At 50.5% G+C, this 21,613-nt stretch carries 19 protein-coding genes; 2 read left to right on the top strand and 17 right to left on the bottom strand.

Going from position 1 to position 21,613, the window contains the following annotated elements; all coding sequences use genetic code 11:
- Positions 1-3: 3 nt before the first annotated feature.
- The 11 genes from rlmD to rpoE form a co-directional block, all read right to left on the bottom strand.
- Complete coding sequence (gene rlmD, locus PSCS_RS13725; RefSeq protein ID WP_068812647.1) at positions 4-1,398, bottom strand: 23S rRNA (uracil(1939)-C(5))-methyltransferase RlmD; 1,395 nt, start codon at positions 1,396-1,398, stop codon at positions 4-6.
- A 73-nt stretch (positions 1,399-1,471) separates the two neighbouring features.
- The gene (gene cysM, locus PSCS_RS13720) at positions 1,472-2,359 is read right to left on the bottom strand and encodes a cysteine synthase CysM (protein WP_068812646.1); all 888 of its coding nucleotides are present in this window, start codon (positions 2,357-2,359) and stop codon (positions 1,472-1,474) included.
- 76 nt (positions 2,360-2,435) lie between these two features.
- Entirely contained in the window at positions 2,436-3,167 is a 732-nt protein-coding gene (recO, locus tag PSCS_RS13715; RefSeq protein WP_082866634.1) for a DNA repair protein RecO, read from the bottom strand.
- 18 nt (positions 3,168-3,185) lie between these two features.
- Complete coding sequence (era, locus tag PSCS_RS13710; RefSeq protein ID WP_397387505.1) at positions 3,186-4,076, bottom strand: GTPase Era; 891 nt, start codon at positions 4,074-4,076, stop codon at positions 3,186-3,188.
- Positions 4,077-4,086: 10 nt separating this feature from the next.
- Positions 4,087-4,779: a ribonuclease III gene (gene rnc / locus PSCS_RS13705; RefSeq protein ID WP_068812644.1), complete on the bottom strand. Its 693-nt coding sequence runs from the start codon at positions 4,777-4,779 to the stop codon at positions 4,087-4,089.
- The gene (locus PSCS_RS13700) at positions 4,779-5,156 is read right to left on the bottom strand and encodes a DUF4845 domain-containing protein (protein WP_068812643.1); all 378 of its coding nucleotides are present in this window, start codon (positions 5,154-5,156) and stop codon (positions 4,779-4,781) included. Before PSCS_RS13700 ends, rnc begins: the two co-directional genes overlap by 1 nt.
- A 25-nt stretch (positions 5,157-5,181) precedes the next feature.
- Positions 5,182-5,955 carry a signal peptidase I gene (lepB, locus tag PSCS_RS13695; protein WP_068812642.1) on the bottom strand — a complete coding sequence of 258 codons (774 nt, stop codon included), beginning with the start codon at positions 5,953-5,955 and terminating at the stop codon, positions 5,182-5,184.
- Complete coding sequence (gene lepA / locus PSCS_RS13690; RefSeq protein ID WP_068812641.1) at positions 5,955-7,754, bottom strand: translation elongation factor 4; 1,800 nt, start codon at positions 7,752-7,754, stop codon at positions 5,955-5,957. Before lepA ends, lepB begins: the two co-directional genes overlap by 1 nt.
- 93 nt (positions 7,755-7,847) lie before the next feature.
- Complete coding sequence (locus PSCS_RS13685; protein ID WP_082866633.1) at positions 7,848-9,293, bottom strand: Do family serine endopeptidase; 1,446 nt, start codon at positions 9,291-9,293, stop codon at positions 7,848-7,850.
- A 116-nt stretch (positions 9,294-9,409) separates the two neighbouring features.
- A complete protein-coding gene (locus PSCS_RS13680; RefSeq protein ID WP_068812639.1) occupies positions 9,410-10,126 on the bottom strand; it encodes a sigma-E factor negative regulatory protein in 717 nt (238 codons plus the stop codon).
- A 212-nt stretch (positions 10,127-10,338) separates the two neighbouring features.
- On the bottom strand, positions 10,339-10,920 hold the full coding sequence (gene rpoE / locus PSCS_RS13675; protein WP_068812638.1) for an RNA polymerase sigma factor RpoE: 582 nt from the start codon (positions 10,918-10,920) through the stop codon (positions 10,339-10,341).
- A gap of 136 nt (positions 10,921-11,056) precedes the next feature.
- On the opposite strand from rpoE, the gene nadB reads away from it, so the two are divergent.
- A complete protein-coding gene (gene nadB / locus PSCS_RS13670; RefSeq protein WP_068812637.1) occupies positions 11,057-12,700 on the top strand; it encodes an L-aspartate oxidase in 1,644 nt (547 codons plus the stop codon).
- Here nadB and PSCS_RS15925 read toward each other — a convergent pair.
- Positions 12,619-13,110 (bottom strand): hypothetical protein, encoded by a 492-nt coding sequence (locus PSCS_RS15925; protein ID WP_157885722.1) that lies wholly within the window; start codon positions 13,108-13,110, stop codon positions 12,619-12,621. The genes nadB and PSCS_RS15925 overlap by 82 nt on opposite strands.
- Complete coding sequence (locus tag PSCS_RS13665) at positions 13,088-13,357, bottom strand: FAD assembly factor SdhE (RefSeq protein WP_068812636.1); 270 nt, start codon at positions 13,355-13,357, stop codon at positions 13,088-13,090. Before PSCS_RS13665 ends, PSCS_RS15925 begins: the two co-directional genes overlap by 23 nt.
- Positions 13,358-13,480: 123 nt before the next feature.
- On the opposite strand from PSCS_RS13665, the gene ygfZ reads away from it, so the two are divergent.
- Complete coding sequence (gene ygfZ, locus PSCS_RS13660) at positions 13,481-14,341, top strand: CAF17-like 4Fe-4S cluster assembly/insertion protein YgfZ (protein WP_158662876.1); 861 nt, start codon at positions 13,481-13,483, stop codon at positions 14,339-14,341.
- 18 nt (positions 14,342-14,359) lie between these two features.
- Here the strand turns inward: ygfZ and PSCS_RS13655 are convergent, their stop codons facing one another.
- The 4 genes from PSCS_RS13655 to PSCS_RS13640 form a co-directional block, all read right to left on the bottom strand.
- Positions 14,360-17,515: an efflux RND transporter permease subunit gene (locus tag PSCS_RS13655; protein WP_068812634.1), complete on the bottom strand. Its 3,156-nt coding sequence runs from the start codon at positions 17,513-17,515 to the stop codon at positions 14,360-14,362.
- Positions 17,516-17,535: 20 nt separating this feature from the next.
- Positions 17,536-18,627, bottom strand: coding sequence for an efflux RND transporter periplasmic adaptor subunit (locus PSCS_RS13650; protein WP_082866631.1), 1,092 nt, complete (start codon positions 18,625-18,627; stop codon positions 17,536-17,538).
- A 157-nt stretch (positions 18,628-18,784) separates the two neighbouring features.
- A complete protein-coding gene (locus PSCS_RS13645; RefSeq protein ID WP_068812633.1) occupies positions 18,785-20,389 on the bottom strand; it encodes a protein adenylyltransferase SelO in 1,605 nt (534 codons plus the stop codon).
- Positions 20,386-21,597, bottom strand: a complete 1,212-nt coding sequence (locus PSCS_RS13640) for an acetyl-CoA C-acyltransferase (RefSeq protein WP_068812632.1) — start codon at positions 21,595-21,597, stop codon at positions 20,386-20,388. Before PSCS_RS13640 ends, PSCS_RS13645 begins: the two co-directional genes overlap by 4 nt.
- Positions 21,598-21,613 lie beyond the last annotated feature (16 nt).

The raw sequence follows: 21,613 nt of genomic DNA, 5'->3' as shown, positions 1-21,613 counted from the left end.
GAATTATGCCCCACTACCCTTTCTAACAAACCGCGCCATCGACTCTACATGCCCGGTGTGCGGGAACATGTCCATTACCCCGGCATGAGTCATCTGGTATCCCTGCTGCAACAGTTCACCAGCATCCCTGGCCAATGTGGCCGGATTACAGGAAACATAGACAATCACATCGGGAGCCAGTTCATTAATGCGCTGGACGATTTCAATGGCGCCAGATCTGGGCGGGTCCAGTAATATTTTACTGTAGTGCTGGTCTGACCAGGGTTGACCATCAAACTCAGTGAACAGGTCTGCACTGAAAAAGCGCGCATTATCAATATTGTTCAGGCGCGCGTTCTCAGTAGCCCGCTCACTCATCTCCTGACTGCCCTCAACACCTGTCACCTGAGCACAGTGTTGCGCCATAGGCAGGCTGAAATTGCCCAAACCACAGAACAGGTCCAAAACGACATCATCAGGTTTTAAATCGAGTAATGACATTGCCTGCCTGATCATTTTGCGATTGATCACGGCATTCACTTGCGTGAAATCAGATGGCGAAAACTGCATCCGAATCGATTTATCGTCAGCAACCGGCAGGAAGTAACTCAGCATGTCGGAGCCGGATTCAGGCCAGAAACGTTTGACTGTAGCGGGCCCGCCGGATTGTAAAAACCACTGGATGTCATACTTGTCAGCAAACGCTTTCAACCGCGCCAGATCCTCGTCAGCCAGAGGCTGCAAGTGACGCAATATCAGGCTGACCACCAGATCCTGGTCAATATTTTCATCACTTTGTGCTGAAGACTCACCGACTGCCACTTCTATCTGTGGTATTTCACGGCAGGTATCCATGCTGTGGATTAAATCACGGAGTGGCCGGATCAACTGTCCGACCTGGGAGACCAGGACCGGGCAATGCTCCATATTGGTAATAAAGCTGTTTCCCTGCTCACGAAACCCCACCAGGACATCGCCTTTGCGGTGCACGTAGCGAACCCCAAGACGCGCTTTGCGGCGATACGATAGCGTAGGACCAGCCATTGCAGGCAGAACTTCATAATCTGTCTGGTTGGCACTGTGCTGCAAGTGATTCAGCAGCACACCTTCTTTGAATTGAAGTTGTGCGGCACTATCCATATGCTGAAGAGTACAGCCACCACAAATGGATGCCACCGGACAGGGCGGTGTAACCCGGTCACTTGACTGGCTCAGCACTTCAGTGGTTTTCAACTCATCATATTGAGACCGCCGACCGGTATAGGTTGCTGTGACTTCTTCCCCTGGAAGTGCGCCATCGACGAATGTAATTTTGCCGCTGAGAGTGCCGATACCACGCCCCTCATTGCTCATTCGCTCAATAGCGATATTAACAGGTTCAGCAGGCAGCTTTTGACGCCTGCGTCGCTTGTTTCCCATGTATTTCTCACTTTCGGATTTTAGATTGATACAGTGTCAATATGATTGACTGTTAATATTAGTCAGAGATGAATCAAGAGAAGACACCCGTGGAAAGATAGCGATCGCCGCGGTCACAAATGATACAGACAATTGTTGCATTCTCTACCTGACTGGCAAGCTGCAAGGCTCCAAACACAGCACCACCCGAGGACACACCACAAAAAATACCTTCTTCACGAGCCAGTGCGCGCATGGTTTCTTCCGCATCCTTCTGGGAAATATCAACGACCCTGTCAACGCGTGACGCATCGTAAATCTCAGGCAAATACGCCAGTGGCCAGCGGCGAATACCAGGAATTTTGGACTCATCCTCTGGTTGCAGGCCAATAATTTCGATAGCGGGATTTTGTTCTTTCAAATACCGGGATACTCCCATAATCGTCCCTGTTGTCCCCATGGAAGACACAAAGTGAGTGATGGTCCCGTTGGTGGCCTGCCAGATCTCCGGGCCAGTCGTCAGATAATGAGCTTCCGGGTTATCAGTGTTGGCAAACTGATTAAGTACATAGCCTTTACCCTCGGCGCCCATTTTATCTGCCAGGTCGCGAGCACCTTCCATGCCCTCGGTTTCGCTGACCAGAATAAGTTCTGCGCCATAGGCGCTCATTGCTGATTTGCGCTCTTCAGACATGTTGTCAGGCATGATCAGAACCATACGATAACCGTGAATAGCAGCCACCATCGCCAGGGCGATACCGGTGTTGCCGCTGGTCGCTTCAATCAGGGTATCACCCGGCTTGATGTCACCACGCTGCTGGGCCTGCATAATCATGTTTCTGGCAGGTCTGTCTTTAACCGAACCGGCCGGGTTATTACCTTCCAGTTTCAGCAGTATCGTATTGCTCGTTTCACCGGCAAGGCGCTGCAAACGCACTAACGGCGTCTGGCCAATTTGCGAATCTATCGTCGGGTAATCCATAACCTGATCTAACAACCTCAACTCAAGGTAAACTCGAAAGCAGTAATTTTACCTTTATTTGGACTGCTGTGATAGGTCAACCCTGGTAGCTGGCACCAGGAGCAGGCGGTTTTTTTGCCAAAAAAAGCTTTCGGCTCAGCAAGGGTTTGTCTCCAAGCAGCGGAGCAAGTCGCCGTCTCATTAATACTTTGGCAAAGCTGGCTAACTCATCTTCCAGTGGTCTGTCACCCTCTTCTTCAACCCAGCATGCAAAACGCTGCAATAAGTGCCCTGGGAATGACAGGCCGGGAACTGTTTCGTGGTCCACAATAACCAGGCCAGCTGCATCCTCAAAATCATAGCTGAGCGCAGGATCCAGATCATCAGTATCAATGCCATAACCCAATTCTTCGAGCAAACGCCATTCAAAACGGCGTAATACTGATTCAATGGCATGTCCTGACTGAAGCCCGGACAAGGCCTGCCCGTAGCGGATAAAAACATGCGCATGCCCCTCATTCACCTGCAATGTGCGCACCAGTAACTCGTTAAGATACATGGCACTAAACAAGGGATCACTTTTCAGTGTAATGGCATTACCTGCGTATTCGCTCTGATACAGTGAAAGCAGCTCTGTTTTTCCTGACAATGTCACGAGGTAGGGCTGGAACGACATCATCCGGGTTTTGCTTCGCTTGCTACTACCCGCAACGCCACGGGCCACAGCCCGCAGCAAACCATGATCCCGGGTCAGAAAATCAACCAGGAGACTGGTATCACGATAAGGGCGGGTATGAAGCACAAATGCTGGCTGCATGTCGATACGCATGGCCAACGCTACCTCAGGTTAATTAAGACTTTGCAGGGCGCGTTCGTCATCGGCCCAACCGGACTTGACCTTCACCCACAAGTGCAGCATGACTTTACGGTCAAAAGCCGTCTCCATATCCAGGCGAGCAGCCTTGCCAATGGATTTAAGACGTTCTCCATCTTTACCAATAATGATCTGTTTCTGGCCCGCTTTCTCTACCAGAATCAGACCATGAATATGAACGCTGTTTTTATTTATCTCGAATCGTTCAATTTCAACCATGGCTTCATACGGCAGCTCATCCCCGAGCTGTCGGGTAATTTTTTCACGAATCAGTTCTGCTGCCAGAAAACGTGATGAACGGTCTGTCACCTGGTCTTCCGGAAATAAAAACGGCGACGCCGGCAAATGCGGTCTGACAGTTGCCAGTACCGTATCGAGGTTATGACCACCGAGAACCGTCAATGGGATAATTTCAGCAAAATCCCGCTTTTTTGATAAGCGATCCATATGGGGCAACAAACGTTCCCGTTGCTCGAGCAAATCAATTTTATTAATCAGCAACAACACCGGCTTTTTGATCGATGCCAGGGCATCCAGTACCATCTGGTCCTCTTCATTGAATGTCAGCCGGTCAACCATGAACAACACAACATCAACATCTTTCAGTACTTCCAGCACGGTAGCATTCATCGCGCGGTTCAGTGCCTTGTGATCTGCTTTATGAAGACCCGGGGTATCAACAAAAATAAATTGTGTATCACCTTCAGAACGAATGCCGGTAACACGGTGCCGGGTGGTCTGCGGTTTTCTGGATGTAATACTGATTTTCTGTTCAAGCAGGTAGTTAAGAAGCGTCGACTTGCCCACATTCGGCCGCCCCACTATGGCAATAAAACCACATCGCTTTTCCTGCTCAGTCGACACATCTGACATTTTAAAATTCTCCTGAGGGTGACTCACTGATCAACGTTAACATAGCTACAGCAGCATCCTGCTCAGCCTTACGCCGACTACTTCCCGTCCCTTTTGCTGTATGCGCTGACAAGGCTGTCCGGCACACAACATGAAATTTTTGTTCATGCTCTTCACCGGCAATTGTTGCAACTTCATAGCCTGGCAAAGGCAAGCCCTGTTGCTGCATCATTTCCTGCAAGCGTGTCTTGGCATCCTTAATCTCATCCAGCGACTCTGTCGGCAGATCATCGCGCATTAGCTTGTCAACGCACTCGTAGCAAGCATCATAGCCGCCATCTTTATAAACCGCTCCCAGAATCGCCTCCACCGCGTCGCAGAGGTTGGAGTCCCGGTCTGCACCACCGCTTTTACGCTCTCCCAGACCCAGCACCAGAAGTTCATTGATACCCAGCTTTCTGCCCAGTGTTGACAGGGCCTGACGATTTACCAGACTGGCCCTGGCCTTGCTCATATCCCCTTCGCTTGCCGAGGGGTGATGCATGAATAGTATATCGGCCATGATCAGCCCCAAGGCGGCATCACCTAAAAACTCAAGGCGTTGATTGTTCTGGGCGCCGACGCTGCGGTGCGTTAATGCCTGTTTAAGAAGACTGCTATCGTTAAAACGATAACCTAACTTTGATTGCAGTGTTGATAATTGCGAAGCAAGCATCAGGGAACCGTCTCCTGAAAATCTATTGTCAGATGCCATCCCATTAATATGTCAACATCAATGCTATAGTCAAAAATCAGCATCGTTCTCCCTGAGTCACGCTCAATGCGAAGATAACCTGCCTGGAAAGTGTCGATATGATTCAATCGCATGTTGGCACTAAAGTCATTGAGTATCTGACTGCCCGACATTCTTTCAGCCTCACCAGCATGCACCATTTGCCTGGCCGTGGTCACCATATAATGATAATCCAGGTATGCTGGCGTTATGCGATAGACGATATAAATTGCAGGAACAACAAGAATCAGCAGCAGAACTGGCAGGGCTCTGCTTATCAATGATGGGTCAGTATCTACTCCAGGTTTCCGAACACTCATGCAAGTCCTGGGCTGAGTTCAACCTTTATTGAATAAACTGATTTCTACTGAAGCTGGGCAGGTTCAAGCCGGGTTCTTTATGCATCCAGACAGCAAAGGCCTTACCCACAATATTGGACTCAGGAACCGGCCCCCAAACGCGGCTATCAGCGCTATTATCACGGTTATCCCCCATCATGAAGTAGTGTCCAGCAGGAACGACCCAACTGGTCCGTCCTGCCCGACTGCCCCGGTTAATAATTTGTGAGCGATGTGTCACATCGCCAATCGTTTCATTAAACAGGATGCCTTCACGCATGCCAGATGATGTTTCCACTGCCACATCTCCCACTACATCGATTGCAACAGGATCGCCGTTAATTCTTAGTACCTTGTCAACATATTCAATCGTATCGCCGGGCAAGCCAATAACACGTTTGATAAAATACTGGTTCTCATGCGGAGGGATAAAAACCATCACTTCACCACGTTCAGGCTCATTATTTTCCATGATTTTGGTACCGATAACCGGCAGTCTCAGTCCATAATGGTATTTGTTTACCAGTATGAAATCACCGACTTCAAGTGTCGGTATCATGGAGCCGGACGGAATCTGGAAAGGCTCCACCAGAAATGATCGTAGCAACAGGACAATAGTCAGAACCGGCAGGAAAGACTTCGCGTACTCAACTACAACAGGCTCCTGCCCACCATTTTCTGCAGCCTTTCTCCCTGGTGCCAGCAGAAAACGATCCAACAACCAGATAAATGCACAAATTGCGACCAGAACTACCAGCACCAGGGAAAAATCGATGTCCATTAACTGTCTACCTTGAGAACGGCGAGGAAGGCTTCCTGGGGCACTTCCACATTGCCCACCTGCTTCATGCGTTTTTTACCGGCTTTTTGTTTTTCCAGCAATTTCTTCTTACGGGTTACGTCACCACCATAACATTTGGCTGTGACATTTTTTCGCAAGGCTTTAACGGTTGAGCGCGCAACAATCTGACCGCCAATCGCCGCCTGAATCGCCACATCAAACATCTGTCTAGGTATTAATTCTTTCATTTTTTCCACTAACACACGCCCCTTGCCATGCGCCTGGTCGCGATGAACAATCATCGCTAACGCATCAACCCTGTCGCCATTGATCATGACATCAAGACGAACCAGGCTGGCAGTCTGGAAACGGATAAAGTGGTAATCCAGTGAGGCGTATCCGCGGCTGGCAGATTTCAGTTTATCAAAAAAGTCCATGACCACTTCCGCCATCGGCAATTCATAACTGAGAGATACCTGGCTGCCGATAAACTGCATATCACGCTGCACACCACGTCGGGCAACACACAAAGAGATAATATTGCCCAGGTGTTCCTGAGGTACAAGTATGCTGGCCAGCACTATCGGTTCACGAGTTTCAATGATCGAGGCTGTCGGCGGCAAAGCGGACGGGCTTTCTACCTTAACGACTTCATTGTTTCGCGTCACTACCTCATACACAACGGTCGGAGCTGTGGTAATGAGGTTAATATCATATTCGCGCTCAAGCCGCTCCTGCACAATTTCCATGTGCAGCATGCCCAGGAAACCACAACGGAACCCAAACCCGAGGGCATCCGAACTTTCGGGCTCATAAAACAAGGACGCATCATTAAGGGTCAGTTTTTCCAGCGCATCCCGGAAATCTTCAAAGTCATCCGCAGAAACCGGATACAGTCCGGCAAACACCTGCGGCTGCACTTTCATGAAACCTTCCAGTGCCGGTGTATCAGGAGTCGACGCCAGAGTCAGTGTGTCACCAACGGGGGCGCCCTGAATGTCCTTGATCCCGGCAATGATATAGCCCACTTCACCAGCCTGTAATACATCCAGATTGTGGCGTTTGGGATCGAAGTAACCAACATGATCGACAACATGGCCTTTGCCAATGCTTTTGGCGATGATCTTGTCGCCTTTTTTAAGCGAGCCATGCATAACGCGAACAAGAGAAACAACCCCGAGGTAGTTATCAAACCAGGAGTCAATGATCAGGGCTTGTAGTGCACCTTCTCTGTTACCCTGGGGTGGCGGCACCAGGCGCACCAGTTCCTCAAGAATGTCCTCAATGCCCATGCCTGATTTGGCACTGGCAGGAACCGCTTGGGAAGCATCGATGCCGATAATTTCTTCAATTTCCTGACGAACTTTATCAGGATCTGCTTGTGGCAGGTCCATCTTGTTCAAGACAGGAATCACTTCCAGCCCCTGTTCAATGGCGGTATAACAGGTTGCAACAGACTGGGCTTCCACACCCTGCCCGGCATCAACGACCAGCAACGCCCCTTCGCAGGCCGCCAGGGAGCGGGACACTTCGTAGGAAAAGTCGACGTGTCCGGGTGTGTCAATGAAGTTTAGCTGATATTGCTCACCATCACGTGCTTTGTAAAACAGGGTGACGCTTTGCGCCTTGATGGTGATGCCCCGCTCTTTTTCAATTTCAAGCGAATCAAGCACTTGCTCGGCCATTTCCCGGTCAGTCAGACCACCACAATATTGAATAAAGCGGTCTGCCAGGGTGGATTTGCCGTGGTCGATGTGAGCAATAATGGAGAAATTTCGTATACGGCTGAGATCGGTCACTTAGGAGAATCACTCGTTACTCTGGAGGGCGCCAAGTCTACAGGAACAAAGCGCCACTGTCAGTTGCTTTCCGTGCATCAAGTGCACGATTGGCTACTGCAATTCAATAGCCAGTGTGCTGCCCCGGCCATTGCGAATGACACGCACGGGCACATAGCCGGTTTCCGGCAATTCAGCCACAACCGCCTCAAAATCAGCCAGAGATGTCACTGAGCGGTGGTTAAGCATGACAATGATATCGCCTGAAGAGAGGCCTGCCTGGCGGGCAGGCCCCTGGCGCAGCTCGTCGATCACGACACCGCCTTCGGACAATTCAGCGACACCTTCAGCCTGCTCTGGCATGACAGGCGCTACCGTCAGTGCCAAGGTATTACCCCGAGGCTGGCTGGGCGGGCTCGCGCCTTGCGCCAGTTCGCTACCGGGCAGTGCACCAACCACGACGGGCAAATCCAGTTGCTGGCCTTCCCTTAACAACGTAATTGTTGCCTCAGTACCCGGCCTCACCTGACCAACATAATAGGGAAGCTGCGAGGACTCATTAATCGGAATGTCATTAAAGGCAATCACGATGTCGTTATTTTCAATCCCTGCGCGCTGTGCCGGGCTGTCAGGCTGCACCTCATCCACAAAGGCACCAAGCGGTGCATCCAGGCCATACGCCTGAGCCAGACCGTAATTGACATCTTTAATCAGAACCCCCAGCAACCCCCTGCTGACACTTCCCGATTCTTTGAGCTGCTCGATAACGTTGAGTGCCATATTGCTGGGTATGGCAAATGAAATGCCGTTTGAGCCACCGGTACTGCTGAGAATTTGCGAATTAATGCCGACGACCTGCCCTTCCAGGTTAAACAACGGACCGCCTGAGTTGCCCTGGTTAATCGCCACATCCGTCTGAATAAAAGACACATAGTTAGTGGAGCCACGAGATGGCACACTGCGTGACTTGGCGCTGACAATACCTGCTGCTGCGGAAAACTCCAGACCAAAAGGTGAACCAATCGCTAACACCCATTCACCAACACGCAATGCATCAGAATTGCCAAACTGGACGGCATGCAGGTTGTCGGCATCTATCTTGAGCAGAGCCACATCCGATAATTCATCGCTGCCAATCACTTCAGCAAAAAATTCACGCCTGTCATTCAGTGTGACGGTAATTCGGTCAGCATTAGCGACGACATGATGGTTAGTGATGATGAAACCATCCTCACTCATGATAAAGCCAGATCCCACACCGCCGCGAGGGCGTGTCGGCAAATCAGGTAAATCCAGCTCTTCTTCCGGCTGGAGCTGGCGAAGCAATTCTTCCAAATCATCCCTGTCTGCGCCTGAACGCGCGGGGACCTGTTGACGAGTAGTGATATTGACAATGGTGGGAGAGTTCGCGGCAACCAACTCGGCGAAATCGGGCAGCATGGCCTGAGCGGATACTTTTCCGGCAGTCAAGGCCATAACCAGGCACAACCAGAGCCCCAAAGGAGAAAGCGTGGACACCAGTTGCCGGAATGAGAGCCGTTGGTCTTGAGAGAAATGCATGAACGCTCCGCAGTTGTCAGTCGTCAAAGAACTTTAACATACCGCGATGCGTCCGGGGGTTCAATGCTGAGATATAACTTTCATGCTGCCATGCTGTGTTGCAGAAGCCTGGGTTTCTATTGCTGACCGACTGCTTCAGTGGACTGTGGCACAGGCAACAGTTCTCGGTCTGAGACCGGTCTGAGCAGGGGCGACTCACGCAGTATATTGAACGGCGTCGACTCTTCAGCCGTGCGCGACGGTATGGATACACTACGGATATAGTCGTTCAGGCGACGTTGTGCATCCTGGTCCACCACAGAGGCAGTGTTAGCTATATTCTGGTTCAATTGCGCTGAGGACTGTGTCTCTGCCGTCATCGGCACTGATGATTCAGACTGATTTTGCCAGGCCATAGCAGGTGATGCACTGCCAGAGCCTTCCGTGGAAAGCATATTTTGCATGCCGGCGAACACAGCCAGTGCGACAGTTGCAGCGACAGCCACTCTGCCGCCGACTTGCCACCAGCGACCTGCATTAGCTTTGTTCACAAGGGGGCCGGTTTGCTGGACTGGTGTTTCATTAGCAACGTCAGCGGCAATGCGCTCACTCAAAGACAAGCCATCCCGAGACTGTGATGACGGTAACGGTTCAGCCCAGGGTTCTGCTCGCAAGCCATCCCGTATCAGGTGAAAACGCTCCCAATGATCAAGCCACTCAGGATGAGACTCTAATTCGTTATTCAGGCGACGGTATTCAAAGGCTGACAACTCTCCATCCATCAAGGCAGAGAGTGCCTCTGGCCCGGATACGGCGGTTGAAGATTTTGAATCGTTGCTATGATCCTGACTCATTAAAAGCCCTCTTGTCTCATTAACTGGTCTGTCTCTGACGCCGATAAGTTCCTGGTCAGCCCATTTCCAGACCATCTAAATTTTAAAGACTATCTCGTTCGTTCTATGCCAGTTTGACAGACACCATGGCAGAGAGTTCCCTGGTTAAGGTCAATTTGTCATAAAATTCAGGCAAGAACGCAAGTCACCGCCAGCAAACTCCCTTTTGATCATCAGTTAGCCGACCTAAACTCTTGAATTCGTTTATCTATTGCCTCCCTGGCACGAAATATACGCGATCTTACCGTACCCACCGGACAATCCATCACCTGGGTAATATCCTCGTAGCTTAACCCGGAAAACTCCCGCAGGCTAAAGGCGGTTCGCAGTTCTTCAGGCAGCTCTTCAATAGCAAGCTGTATGACTTTTCGCAAATCTTCCTTTTCCATTGCTGCATCGGGGCTTTCCAGCTCTCGCAGCAAACTGCTGTCATCAACCAGTTGAGCATCATTTACATCCACATCCGTACTCGGTGGACGCCGGCCTTTGGAAACCAGGTAATTCTTGGCCGTATTTACGGCAATCCGATACAGCCAGGTATAGAAGGCACTATCACCACGAAATGACGATAACGCTCGATACGCCTTCAAAAAAGATTCTTGGGCAACATCTTCCGCTTCGTAAGGGTCTTTGACAAAACGACCAATCAGACCGAGCACTTTATGCTGGTACCTTAGCACTAACAGGGTAAAAGCCTGGGTATCGTTTTTCAGTACACGTTCTACGAGCTGATTGTCGGTTTCTTGATTATCCATAGGTTCGACTGCAGTACCCTGACCCCATTAGTAAGTATTTATCCAGAACGCACCAAAAGACTGACTATCTTTGCAAAAGTTCCCAGAGTCTATAGAATTCTGAATCCCCGCACCACCATCTTCAGGAGCATTTAGCGTGCACGATTTTGATATTTTAATCATTGGCAGTGGTGCTGCAGGTTTAAGTCTTGCGCTTAAAACGGCAGATAAAGCACGCGTTGCAGTACTGAGCAAGGGACAATTGAACCAGGGTGCTACTTTCTGGGCGCAAGGTGGGATTGCCGCCGTACTGGATGAAAATGACAGCATTGATGCCCATATCGAAGACACATTGAACTCCGGCGCCGGATTATGCAACTACAATATGGTTAAACATATCGTAGAACATAGCCAGGAAGCGATTGCCTGGTTGGTAGAACAAGGGGTCCCTTTTACAGTTATTCCACCTGACGATGCTCACCCGGGCACTGACCAGCAACCATTGAACAGCCATAACCTGAAGCCGCTGCACCTGACCCGGGAAGGTGGCCACAGTCATCGCCGGATTATTCATGCAACCGATGCGACAGGAAGAGCTGTTTTTGAAACGTTGCGTGACAAGGCATTGAACACTGCTGGCATTACCCTCTTTGAAAGACACCTGGCTGTTGATTTGATAACCGAGGAAAAACTGGGGCTGGATGGAAAAGCGTGTATCGGCGCTTATGTCTATAACAACGATACTGAAGAAGTTGAAACGTTTAAAGCACGCTGTGTTGTCCTTGCCAGTGGCGGTGCAAGCAAAGCCTACCTTTACACCACCAACCCGGACAGTGCGACCGGCGATGGTATTGCAATGGCCTGGCGCGCTGGCTGCCGTGTCAGCAACATGGAATTTAATCAGTTCCACCCAACCTGTTTGTTTCACCCACACGCAAAATCGTTTTTGATCAGTGAGGCACTTCGCGGCGAAGGCGCCACGCTTGAATTACCTGACGGCACCCGATTTATGCCGCAATTTGACGATCGTGCAGAACTCGCACCTCGCGATATTGTTGCCAGGGCAATCGATCATGAGATGAAGCGCCTGGGTTGCGACTGCGTTTATCTGAACATCAGCCACAAACCCACCGAGTTTATTAAAAGTCATTTCCCAACCATTCACGCACGCTGTCTTGAGTATGGCATTGATATCACCAAAGAGCGTATACCGGTAGTCCCTGCCGCTCACTATACTTGTGGCGGTGTTGCAGTTGACAAGTTTGGTCGCAGTGATATCCCCGGGCTATATGCAATTGGCGAGACCAGTTGTACTGGATTACATGGCGCCAACAGGATGGCCAGCAACTCGTTGCTGGAATGCTTTGTACTGGCGTTTGGTGCAGCAGACGACATTCTGGCAAAGTTGCAAAGCGACCAGGGTGGCAAACCTGAAATTCCAGAATGGGACCACAGTCGAGTTACCCAGTCTCATGAGGAAGTGGTAGTCGCGCATAACTGGGATGAGTTACGCCGGATGATGTGGGATTACGTAGGAATCGTGCGCAGTAACCGGCGTCTTGACCGGGCCCACAATCGCTTGCTGCTGCTGGAACAGGAAGTGCGGGACTACTATGCCAGCCATCGTGTTTCCAGAGACCTGCTGGAATTGAGGAACCTGATTTTGGTTGCGCGCTTGATTGTCGACTCAGCCAGGCTGCGTCACGAAAGCCGGGGCCTTCATTTCAATATTGATGTACCGGATCGTCTGCCGGAAGCGCATGACACCGTGTTATCGCCGCTTACCGGATCAGCCAGTTGAGTCTGTAACTGACAACGTTCTTTGCGAAGGTTGTCAACGGCTGTCAACGTAGCTGGCAAGATACTCACGACTGTCCACAGCCGCCTGACAAACCCGGCACGCCTGGAGCTGGCAAACTCCTGGCAATAGACCACCTGCCCCAGACCCGAGTAATACAGACAAGTGACTTTGACGGGTATCCATCGCCCTTGCGCTGATTCCAGCAATATCTGTGTGTCATTCAAGACCGAGATTTTTGTGACACTATCCGAGATGAAAAACCAGTGATACCAGGAAATGAATAATGACATCATTGCCAGCAATACAATCACAGCCGGCGGTTCTGCTACGATGACAGCCATTGCCGCCAGGCAATACATGAAAGTCACCATCCGGTTCTGTTTGCGATCAGTGGGGCATGGTTTTTTCACGGGCCGCGAATGCTCTGATTTGGCCTACCATCTCTCTTAATTCGGGATCAGGGTGTTCAACCCTGTCTACCAGACAGGCAAAAAGGTCCTGATCCTCTTCCGCAAGCAGACGAGCATAAATCTGTAGGGATTTCTGTGGCAATGTTGGCAGGCATGTTTCAGCGAAGGGCAGCAGTAAAATATCCAGCTCCCACATCCCGCGACGGCTGTGCCACAACAACTTCTTATAAGCAATTTCTGATACCATAACTTCTCTCTGACAGGCTGACAGCAGATGCTGTAGTAATATAGCTATTCTAACGCAATCTGCGCAGGCTTGCTGGATCTGCACCCGAAATCGAACAACCAACGAAAAGGCATGATGGCCAATATGATGTTAAACAACGAAGACACCACTACCAACTTCTCATTACTTGCTCTTAGCGGGAAAGATGGCAGGCGTTTTCTGCAGGGGCAGTTGAGCTGTGATATGGATCAGTTGCAGGACGGACAAATATTGCCTGGTGCCCTTTGCAACCTGAAAGGACGCGTGGTAGCCAGTATGCGGGTATGGCAATGTAATGATGTGATTTATCTGTGTGCTGGTCAGGGGATGGCAGACATTATTGCTAATACGTTGAACAAATACATGGTGTTCTTTGATTGCCAGCTAAGCATCGTCACAGAGCAGTATCAGCTTTGGCGAATGGCGGACGCAGCCTCCTCTGATGCCGCCAAGGCGCTGGCAACAAACACGATCCTGAATGATGACAGCAACTTCGCAGTTTGCCTGGATAAAACCGACCGGCTTGGCACCCGCTACGAACTCTTTGTCGCTGGTGAGTCCAATGCCTCAGCATTAATGGCTCAATTACCCGATACCCTGGAACCGGCCAGCCCAGAGCACTGGGCAGTGGCCAGCACAGAATCCGCCTGGGTCATGATTCGCCCGGAAATCAGCGAAAAATATACGCCGCAGTTACTGAATTATGATCTCAACGGAACCGTTAATTTCAAGAAAGGCTGTTATACCGGCCAGGAAGTCATTGCCAGAATGTATTATCGGGCAGAAGCCAAACAACGCCTGTATCGGCTGCAGCGTCCGTCAAATTCTGAGGTATCAGACTTCGGGATTAACAAAGCAGACAATATTGTTTTCACGGCTGAAGATGGTGAACGTGTTGTCCAGCTTGTGATTGCCTCTACTGATGACACTCGTCGTCATCCTGATATCGAGACAATCACAAACTAACATCAGAAAACAGCCTCGTCAGGCGCCGCTTTCTGGCCCTGCCACCGTAGCTGAATTATCGCTGCTGTTATCCCTTGTGCGCTGGCTTTGCATGTCATCCAGCTTACGGGAGACGGCCTCAGGCGAGCCCGTGTGTCGTGCCATCAGATCATACACAACTGGTACCACAAACAAAGTCATGATGGTGGTCATCAAAACACCTGAGAAAATAACCGTACCCAGCAGAATCCGGCTCTCTGAACCTGCTCCGGCAGCCAGAATCAACGGCAGCGCGCCAACAAGGGTAGACAGTGCTGTCATGATGACGGGTCGCAAACGCATATCACAGGCTTGAATTAAAGCGTCGCGAAACGATAGGCCCTCATCCCGCTGCTGGTTGGCAAACTCGACAATGAGAATACCGTTTTTACTGGCAATACCCACCAGAACGATCAAGCCAATATTGGTGTAAATATTCAGCGTTCCATCGGTTAACAACAGGCCGATCAAGGCACCGAAAATTGCCAAAGGTACAGTTGTCATAATGATCATCGGATGGATAAAACTTTCAAACTGGGCAGCAAGCACCAGGAAAACCACCAGCAGCGCCATAGAGAAAATAAACAGCAAGCCGCCGCTGGCTTCTTTCAGTTCCAGCGACTCCCCTTTGTAATCAATCTGGGCGTGCTCTGGAAGTTCCTCCAACACCACATTTTCCAGAAAAGCCAATCCCTCATCCAATGTGACTCCGGGCTGCAAATCGGCGCTGACTGTAATAGCCCGGGTTCGGTTATAACGGTTCAACGTATTAGGTGACGAACTGTTTTCTACCGTGATCAGGTTTGACATGGGTATCAACTGACCCGTATTTTCGGAACGAACATATATGTTGGTCAGGTCATCAGGAGATGCCCGTTGCGCATCTTCAGCCTGCAAAATCACATCATATTCTTCACCACCATCAACATAGGTGGTAACCCGGCTTTCACTCATCATGGCCTGTAACGTGCGACCAATACTTTGGATGGAAACACCCAGGTCGGCTGCGCGGGTTTTATTGACAGTAATTGTCAGACTGGGCCTTGTTTCCAGAAAGTCCGAACGCATCGGCGAAAACAGACCACTGGCATCAGCACGGCTTATTACGATATCCCGCCACTGGGCCAGCTCCTGGTAGCTGCGGCCGCCCAGAACAAATTGCACGGGCTGACCACCACCTCCGCGCACCAGACCCGAGCGCATGAAGGCATTGATTCTGACGCCGGGAATTTCTTGCCAGGTATCCATCAACTCACTCATCACCTGCCCTGTAGCTTTGGGCCGGTTTTGCCAATCAGGCAATGCGATGATACTCATGCCGCTGTTAACGCCGCTGCCTCCGCCAAATCCAGGCATCATGGTGACAAAACTTTCGATTTCACCCCGTTCGAGATAGGCAGTCAATGTCTCCTGCATAAGTTCAGACTGTTCTCTCATGTATTCCATACTGGCACCTTCAGGGCCTTGCATCATCGCCATCAATACGCCTTGATCCTCCTGCGGAGAGAACTCAGAAGGGACACTTTGCCAAAGCAAAACAACCAGCCCGGCAATCACACAAAGCCCAAGGACGACTGCGGCACGGAAGCGTAAACAATACTCGAGCGACTGGTGATAGCCACGTTGCAACCAGCTGAAAAACCGGTCAACAGCCCGGGTCAGAAAACTCTCACTGGCATGCTGTTTTAACAATTTGGAAGCCATCATGGGTGTCAGTGACAGAGCCAGCACAGTGGAAAAAACAACAGCACCACCAATAGTCACCGCTAGCTCGAAGAACAGAATCCCCATGTTGCCTTCCATAAAGATAACAGGCACAAACACAGCCAGCAGTACCAGCGTAGTGGCAATAACAGCAAACCCCACCTGTCTGGCACCATTATATGCAGCCAGCAAAGGCGGTTCTCCTGACTCCACGCGACGCTGAATATTCTCCAACACAACAATGGAATCATCTACGATCAAACCCACACTGAGTACCATCGCCAGCAACGTAATCAGATTGATCGTCAAACCAAAAGCAAGAAGCACAATGAACGCTGAAAGCAGGCATACCGGAATCGTGACCGCTGGGATCAGCATGCTACGGAACGACCCCAGGAACATGTATATAACAAGACTGACCAGGACCACCGTCATAAATATGGTCGAATACACGGAGTCGATGGCTTCTTCAATAAACTGAGCGTCACTATTCGATAGTGTCAACTGCATATGGGAAGGCAGGGTCGTATTGATACGGTCAATAACCGCCATCGTATCCTGAACAACACTCAGGCTATTGGCAGTAGATTGTTTTACGATACCCAGGCCAACAGCTTGTTCGCCGTTACCCTGAAAGTCAGAGCGGGTATTGGCTGCACCTAATTCCACACGTGCCACTTCACCCAGGGTTATCTGGTGACCATCCGCCCCTCTGGCGATGACCAGGGCAGAGAAGTCTTCAGGGGTTTGATAAACCCGCTCAACGCGAACGGTAAATTCACGTTCCTGAGAATCAATGCGCCCTGCCGGTAATTCCAGGTTTTGGCGCCGCAAAGCAGCCTCGACATCGGTTACCGTCAAACCTCTAGCGGTCAACGCCACCCGATCCAGCCAGACACGCATGGCATAACCACCACCACCCATCACACTGACACTGGCCACACCATCAATGACAGAAAACTGATCTACCAAATAACGTTCAGCGTAATCGTTGAGTTCCAAATAACTCATTTGTGTACTGGTAAGGTTGAAAAACGCAATCGGACGGGAATCAGCATCAGCTTTGGCAATAATCGGAGGATCAACGTCTTCCGGCAGACGCCGGGTAACACGCGATATCTTGTCACGGATATCATTAGCAGCCTGGTCTATGTCACGGCCAACATCAAACTCGACCGATACACGCGAACTACCATCACTGCTTGAGGAAGAAATGATATTGACGCCCTCAATACCATTAATCTGTTCTTCAATCAGCTGCGTGATCTGTTGCTCAATAATTTCTGCTGAGGCACCCGGATAGCTTGTGCTTACAGAAACAATCGGCGGGCTCGTGTCGGGGTATTCCCGTACTGTCAGTTGCGAAAAAGACATCAAACCAAAAGCCACCAGCAGCAAACTTATAACAGTTGCAAACACAGGCCGTTTTACAGAAACATCAGACAATAACATGATGACTTTCCCCTTAGCCCTTAACCTGCGTTATTAACAATACGGACAGGGGTGTCAGGTCTAACCTGCCCTACTCCTTCGGTTATCACCTGCTGACCAGGCACTAACCCTTCAAGAATCTCAACGCGCCCAGGCTGCCTGGCACCGACTTTTATGACTGTTTGCCGCGCGATATTTTCATCATCAACCAAATAAACATATTGTCTGCCCTGCATCGGCACTACCGCTTCTTCAGGAACAACAATCGTCTCCCGTTGATCCAGTAACATATCCACTGTCATCAACATCCCCGGACGCAACTGACCGTCAGGGTTAGGTATTTCTGCACGCACCTGGACAGAGCGTGTCGCAGGATCGATTCGAGAACCTACAACGGTAACCACACCAGAGAATGTGCGGTCCTGGTAAACAATACTTTTGGCTTCAATACTGGCCCCGACGTTGATATCAGCCAGGAAAACTTCCGCTACGGTGAAGTCTAGTTTTATCGTCGAAATATCATCAAGTGTCGTGATGACAGTATTGGGGGAAACGAGAGATCCTTCACTGACCTGCCTGAAGCCCAGTACACCGTCAAAAGGTGCCATAATCAGGCGATCACTCATATCGGCAACGACACCTTGCAATCTCGCTTCTGCGGTATTAACACGGTTACCTGCGGTATCAAGATCGGACTGGGAAACCAGGTTCAGGTCAGCCAGAGGCTGAAAGCGATCAAACTGCAAACGCGCATCATCCACTGCCAATTGCGCCTCTTCAAGTCGTGCCATTTCAGCAGAGTTTGTCAGTTCCACCAGAACATCGCCTCGCTGCACCTGATCACCGTCGCTGAAACGAACCCGGCTAACGGTATCAGAAACTTTTGCTGTCACATTGACCGATTCATTGGCCATGGCCGTGCCGACTGACTGAACCCGATTGATCATTTCTTCATAACCTACCGTCGCCACTGTCACAGGTGTCGCTGCCATACCACCGGGTCTGCCGGGGCCCCCAGCAAAACCACCAGCACCTGAACTCTGCTCATTCAGTTTATAGAAAACTGAAACAGTCAGAACCACAACAGCAATAAGAAAAAGTATTAGTAGAGGGTGACGTAAAATAGCTCGCAAAACTCTGGCTCCGTTCGAATACAGTCAGGGTCAGAAAAACCGACTCGGCATGATGGATCATCGCACTTTATACAAGCGCCAGTAGTAACAAAGTGTTACCCAAAAAAGGACTTAATATGGATAATGTCACTGTCAGCATGGACCAGTAACATACAACTCAGGAACTACACGATAACGCCGTACAACCCGGGTGATTTCTGGCCCATTCGGGTCGTTTGGCTGATAATGTCCCCTGGTCGCGATAAGGAGACCGCAGAGCCTGGAACAGTTCATCAAAGGGCTGCTGGTCGCCTCCATCCAATGACTCTATCGCCTGCTGAACCAGATAGTTACGTAAAATAAATGCCGGATTGCTTGAAGACATCAATTGGTGACGACGCTCCTGGCTGGTTCCTTTGAGCACTGACCGATATTCTAGTGCAAACTGTCGGTATAAGGGCAGGTTGTCATCCAGCACTTTACCATCATAGAGTGCATCATTAACGCAGTGCTGCAGCTCTGTAACAGCCTGACTCCCAGAGTCGGCGGTTCCTTCGTTCTCCTGCGGCCCATTAACTGAAAACTGTTTTAACCGATCAAAGAAAATTGTCATATCGGTTTCCTGAGACTGCAGCAAATTTTCGAGCATTTTAATGATGCCCTGATGACGAGGTTCGAATTCCTCCAAACCCAGCTTGTGACACATCATCTGCTGATACAGGCTTTCATAACGCGATGACAGTGACTCAACAATTGACTGTAATGCCTCATGATCAGGAATGACCACAGCCAGCGCATTTGCTAACTGGTACAGGTTCCACTGCACAATACGTCCCTGGTTCTCAAACCGGTAACGGCGCTGACCGGCATCGGTGGTATTCGGAGTCCAGCTGGGGTCGTAGGCATCTAACCATCCATAGGGGCCATAGTCGATCGTTAACCCCATGGCTGACATATTATCCGTATTCAATACACCGTGAACAAAACCGACCCGGGCCCAATCAACAGCAAGTTTAAGTGTTTGCTCACACAGCGTTTCAAACCATGCCAGGACGGCACTAACATCCAGATCTGAGTCAGGAGTAAACGGCACATGCCCGGTTGAAGTGTTCGAGAGCGCATAATGAATCAGCTGTTTAAGCATCGCTGAATCTCCCAACGATGCAGCTAATTCGAAATGACCGAAACGCAAAAAAGACGGTGCTGCCCGGCAAACAATAGCCCCCTGTTCAGGAGCCGGATTACCGTCATAAAAAACATCCCTGACGACAGAGTCTCCGGTCAAAACAAGGCTCAGTGCGCGGGTAGTGGGAATCCCCAGACAGGCCATCGCTTCACTGCAAAGATATTCCCTGACGGAAGAACGCAGCACAGCCCTGCCATCAGCGAACCGCGAATAGGCAGTCGGTCCGGCTCCCTTGAGTTGCAAGGTCCAGTTCTGACCGTCTCGCGCTGATACGTCACCCAGGTTGATGACCCGGCCATCACCCAGTTGGCCAGCCCATTGGCCAAACTGGTGACCGCCATAGCACATCGCATAAGGCTGACTGCCAGGCGGTAAAGCATTGCCACTCAGCCATTGCAGGCGATTTTCCGGATCTTGCCAGGCTGTCGGCAAACCTATTTCGTCAGCCAGTTCCGTATTCCAATGAATCAAGGTGGGTTGGCTCACAACGGTTGGCTGGGTAGCCGACCAGCAAACGCCAGGTGTTTGCCTCGCTGAATGGTCAATTGTCTGTTGGCCCGGTAAAAAGGCGGTATATTTCGAAGGTGTTAAACTCATAAATCCAGTGGTAGTTCCAAACGTTCTATTAAACAGGCATTGGCTGTGCCTCCGCCCTCACAAATTACCAGTAGTCCCAGGCGCAATTCCCGCCTCTCGAGTGTTGACAGTAAAGTTGTCATTAACTTTGCGCCAGTCGCCCCCAGCGGATGCCCCAGTGCGATGGCACCACCATTGACATTCAGTCGCCTGATATCGGCATCCATGGCTTTAACCCAGGCTAATGGGACGGAAGCGAAGGCTTCATTGACTTCGTAGAGATCAATATCATCCAGTGTGATGCCTGCTCTGTCCAGCAGGCGCTCAGTTGCCGGGATAGGTCCCTCCAGCATCAGTTCAGGGTCGGAGCCCGTCACTGTCATGGTATGAATTCGCGCCCTGACGGGCAAATCATAGCGGGCAACGGCACGCTGATTGGCGATGAGAACGGCAGCTGCTCCATCACTTATCTGGCTGGCCGTTGCTGCAGTAATCAAGCCCCCTTCCTGTAGCGGAGAGAGACTTTGCATGGCACTGAGGCTGGCATCAAAGCGAACCCCTTCATCAACGTTAAAAACCCGGCTGCCTTCATCGCCAACTGCACCAGAGAGAACCTCAACAGGAACGATTTCCTGATCGAAAAACCCGTTTTGTATGGCTTTTGCTGCCCGCTGATGACTCAGTACCGCAAACTTTTCCATTTCCAGACGACTTAAATGGTATTTTTTAGCCAGCAATTCAGCGCCAATAAACTGACTGAACTCGACACCCGGGTAACGCTCGTCTATGCGTTCTCCTCTGGGCGCCCCTCTCCCCAGGGATTGCACGTCACTCACTGTACTGCCCAACGGCAGAAGACTCATCACTTCAACGCCACCGCAAATGATTAAATCCTGCGTGCCTGACATGACAGCCTGGGCACCAAACTGGATTGCCTGCAAGGATGAGCCGCACTGGCGATCTACCGTGACGCCGGGAACCTCCAGAGGCAACCGGGAAGCCAGCACCACATTGCGGGCAATATTGTTGGCTTGCGCTCCCATTTGACTGACACAGCCAAAAATGACGTCATCAATGACATCGCCGGGAATCCGAATACGGTCCAGCAATTCATCAACAACGGCTGCTCCCAGATCGACAGGATGTACCTGGCTTAGAGAACCGTTACGGCGTCCGGATGCGGTCCGGACACCATCTACAATGTAGGCTTGAGAATAGCTTTCACTCATGCTGATCACCTATCAC

The organism is Pseudohongiella nitratireducens (genome assembly GCF_001642735.1).
Classification (GTDB): domain Bacteria; phylum Pseudomonadota; class Gammaproteobacteria; order Pseudomonadales; family Pseudohongiellaceae; genus Pseudohongiella; species Pseudohongiella nitratireducens.
This window is presented reverse-complemented; position numbering and strand designations above follow the sequence as displayed.

What these genes read in the sequence shown, in the direction of transcription:
- rlmD (WP_068812647.1), bottom strand. Translation starts at nt 1,398, where the DNA reads ATGGGAAACAAGCGACGCAGGCGTCAAAAGCTGCCTGCTGAACCTGTT.
- cysM (WP_068812646.1), bottom strand. Translation starts at nt 2,359, where the DNA reads ATGGATTACCCGACGATAGATTCGCAAATTGGCCAGACGCCGTTAGTG.
- recO (WP_082866634.1), bottom strand. Translation starts at nt 3,167, where the DNA reads ATGCGTATCGACATGCAGCCAGCATTTGTGCTTCATACCCGCCCTTAT.
- rnc (WP_068812644.1), bottom strand. Translation starts at nt 4,779, where the DNA reads ATGCTTGCTTCGCAATTATCAACACTGCAATCAAAGTTAGGTTATCGT.
- PSCS_RS13700 (WP_068812643.1), bottom strand. Translation starts at nt 5,156, where the DNA reads ATGAGTGTTCGGAAACCTGGAGTAGATACTGACCCATCATTGATAAGC.
- lepB (WP_068812642.1), bottom strand. Translation starts at nt 5,955, where the DNA reads ATGGACATCGATTTTTCCCTGGTGCTGGTAGTTCTGGTCGCAATTTGT.
- PSCS_RS13685 (WP_082866633.1), bottom strand. Translation starts at nt 9,293, where the DNA reads ATGCATTTCTCTCAAGACCAACGGCTCTCATTCCGGCAACTGGTGTCC.
- PSCS_RS13680 (WP_068812639.1), bottom strand. Translation starts at nt 10,126, where the DNA reads ATGAGTCAGGATCATAGCAACGATTCAAAATCTTCAACCGCCGTATCC.
- rpoE (WP_068812638.1), bottom strand. Translation starts at nt 10,920, where the DNA reads ATGGATAATCAAGAAACCGACAATCAGCTCGTAGAACGTGTACTGAAA.
- PSCS_RS13665 (WP_068812636.1), bottom strand. Translation starts at nt 13,357, where the DNA reads ATGGTATCAGAAATTGCTTATAAGAAGTTGTTGTGGCACAGCCGTCGC.
- ygfZ (WP_158662876.1), top strand. Translation starts at nt 13,481, where the DNA reads ATGATGTTAAACAACGAAGACACCACTACCAACTTCTCATTACTTGCT.
- PSCS_RS13655 (WP_068812634.1), bottom strand. Translation starts at nt 17,515, where the DNA reads ATGTTATTGTCTGATGTTTCTGTAAAACGGCCTGTGTTTGCAACTGTT.
- PSCS_RS13645 (WP_068812633.1), bottom strand. Translation starts at nt 20,389, where the DNA reads ATGAGTTTAACACCTTCGAAATATACCGCCTTTTTACCGGGCCAACAG.
- PSCS_RS13640 (WP_068812632.1), bottom strand. Translation starts at nt 21,597, where the DNA reads ATGAGTGAAAGCTATTCTCAAGCCTACATTGTAGATGGTGTCCGGACC.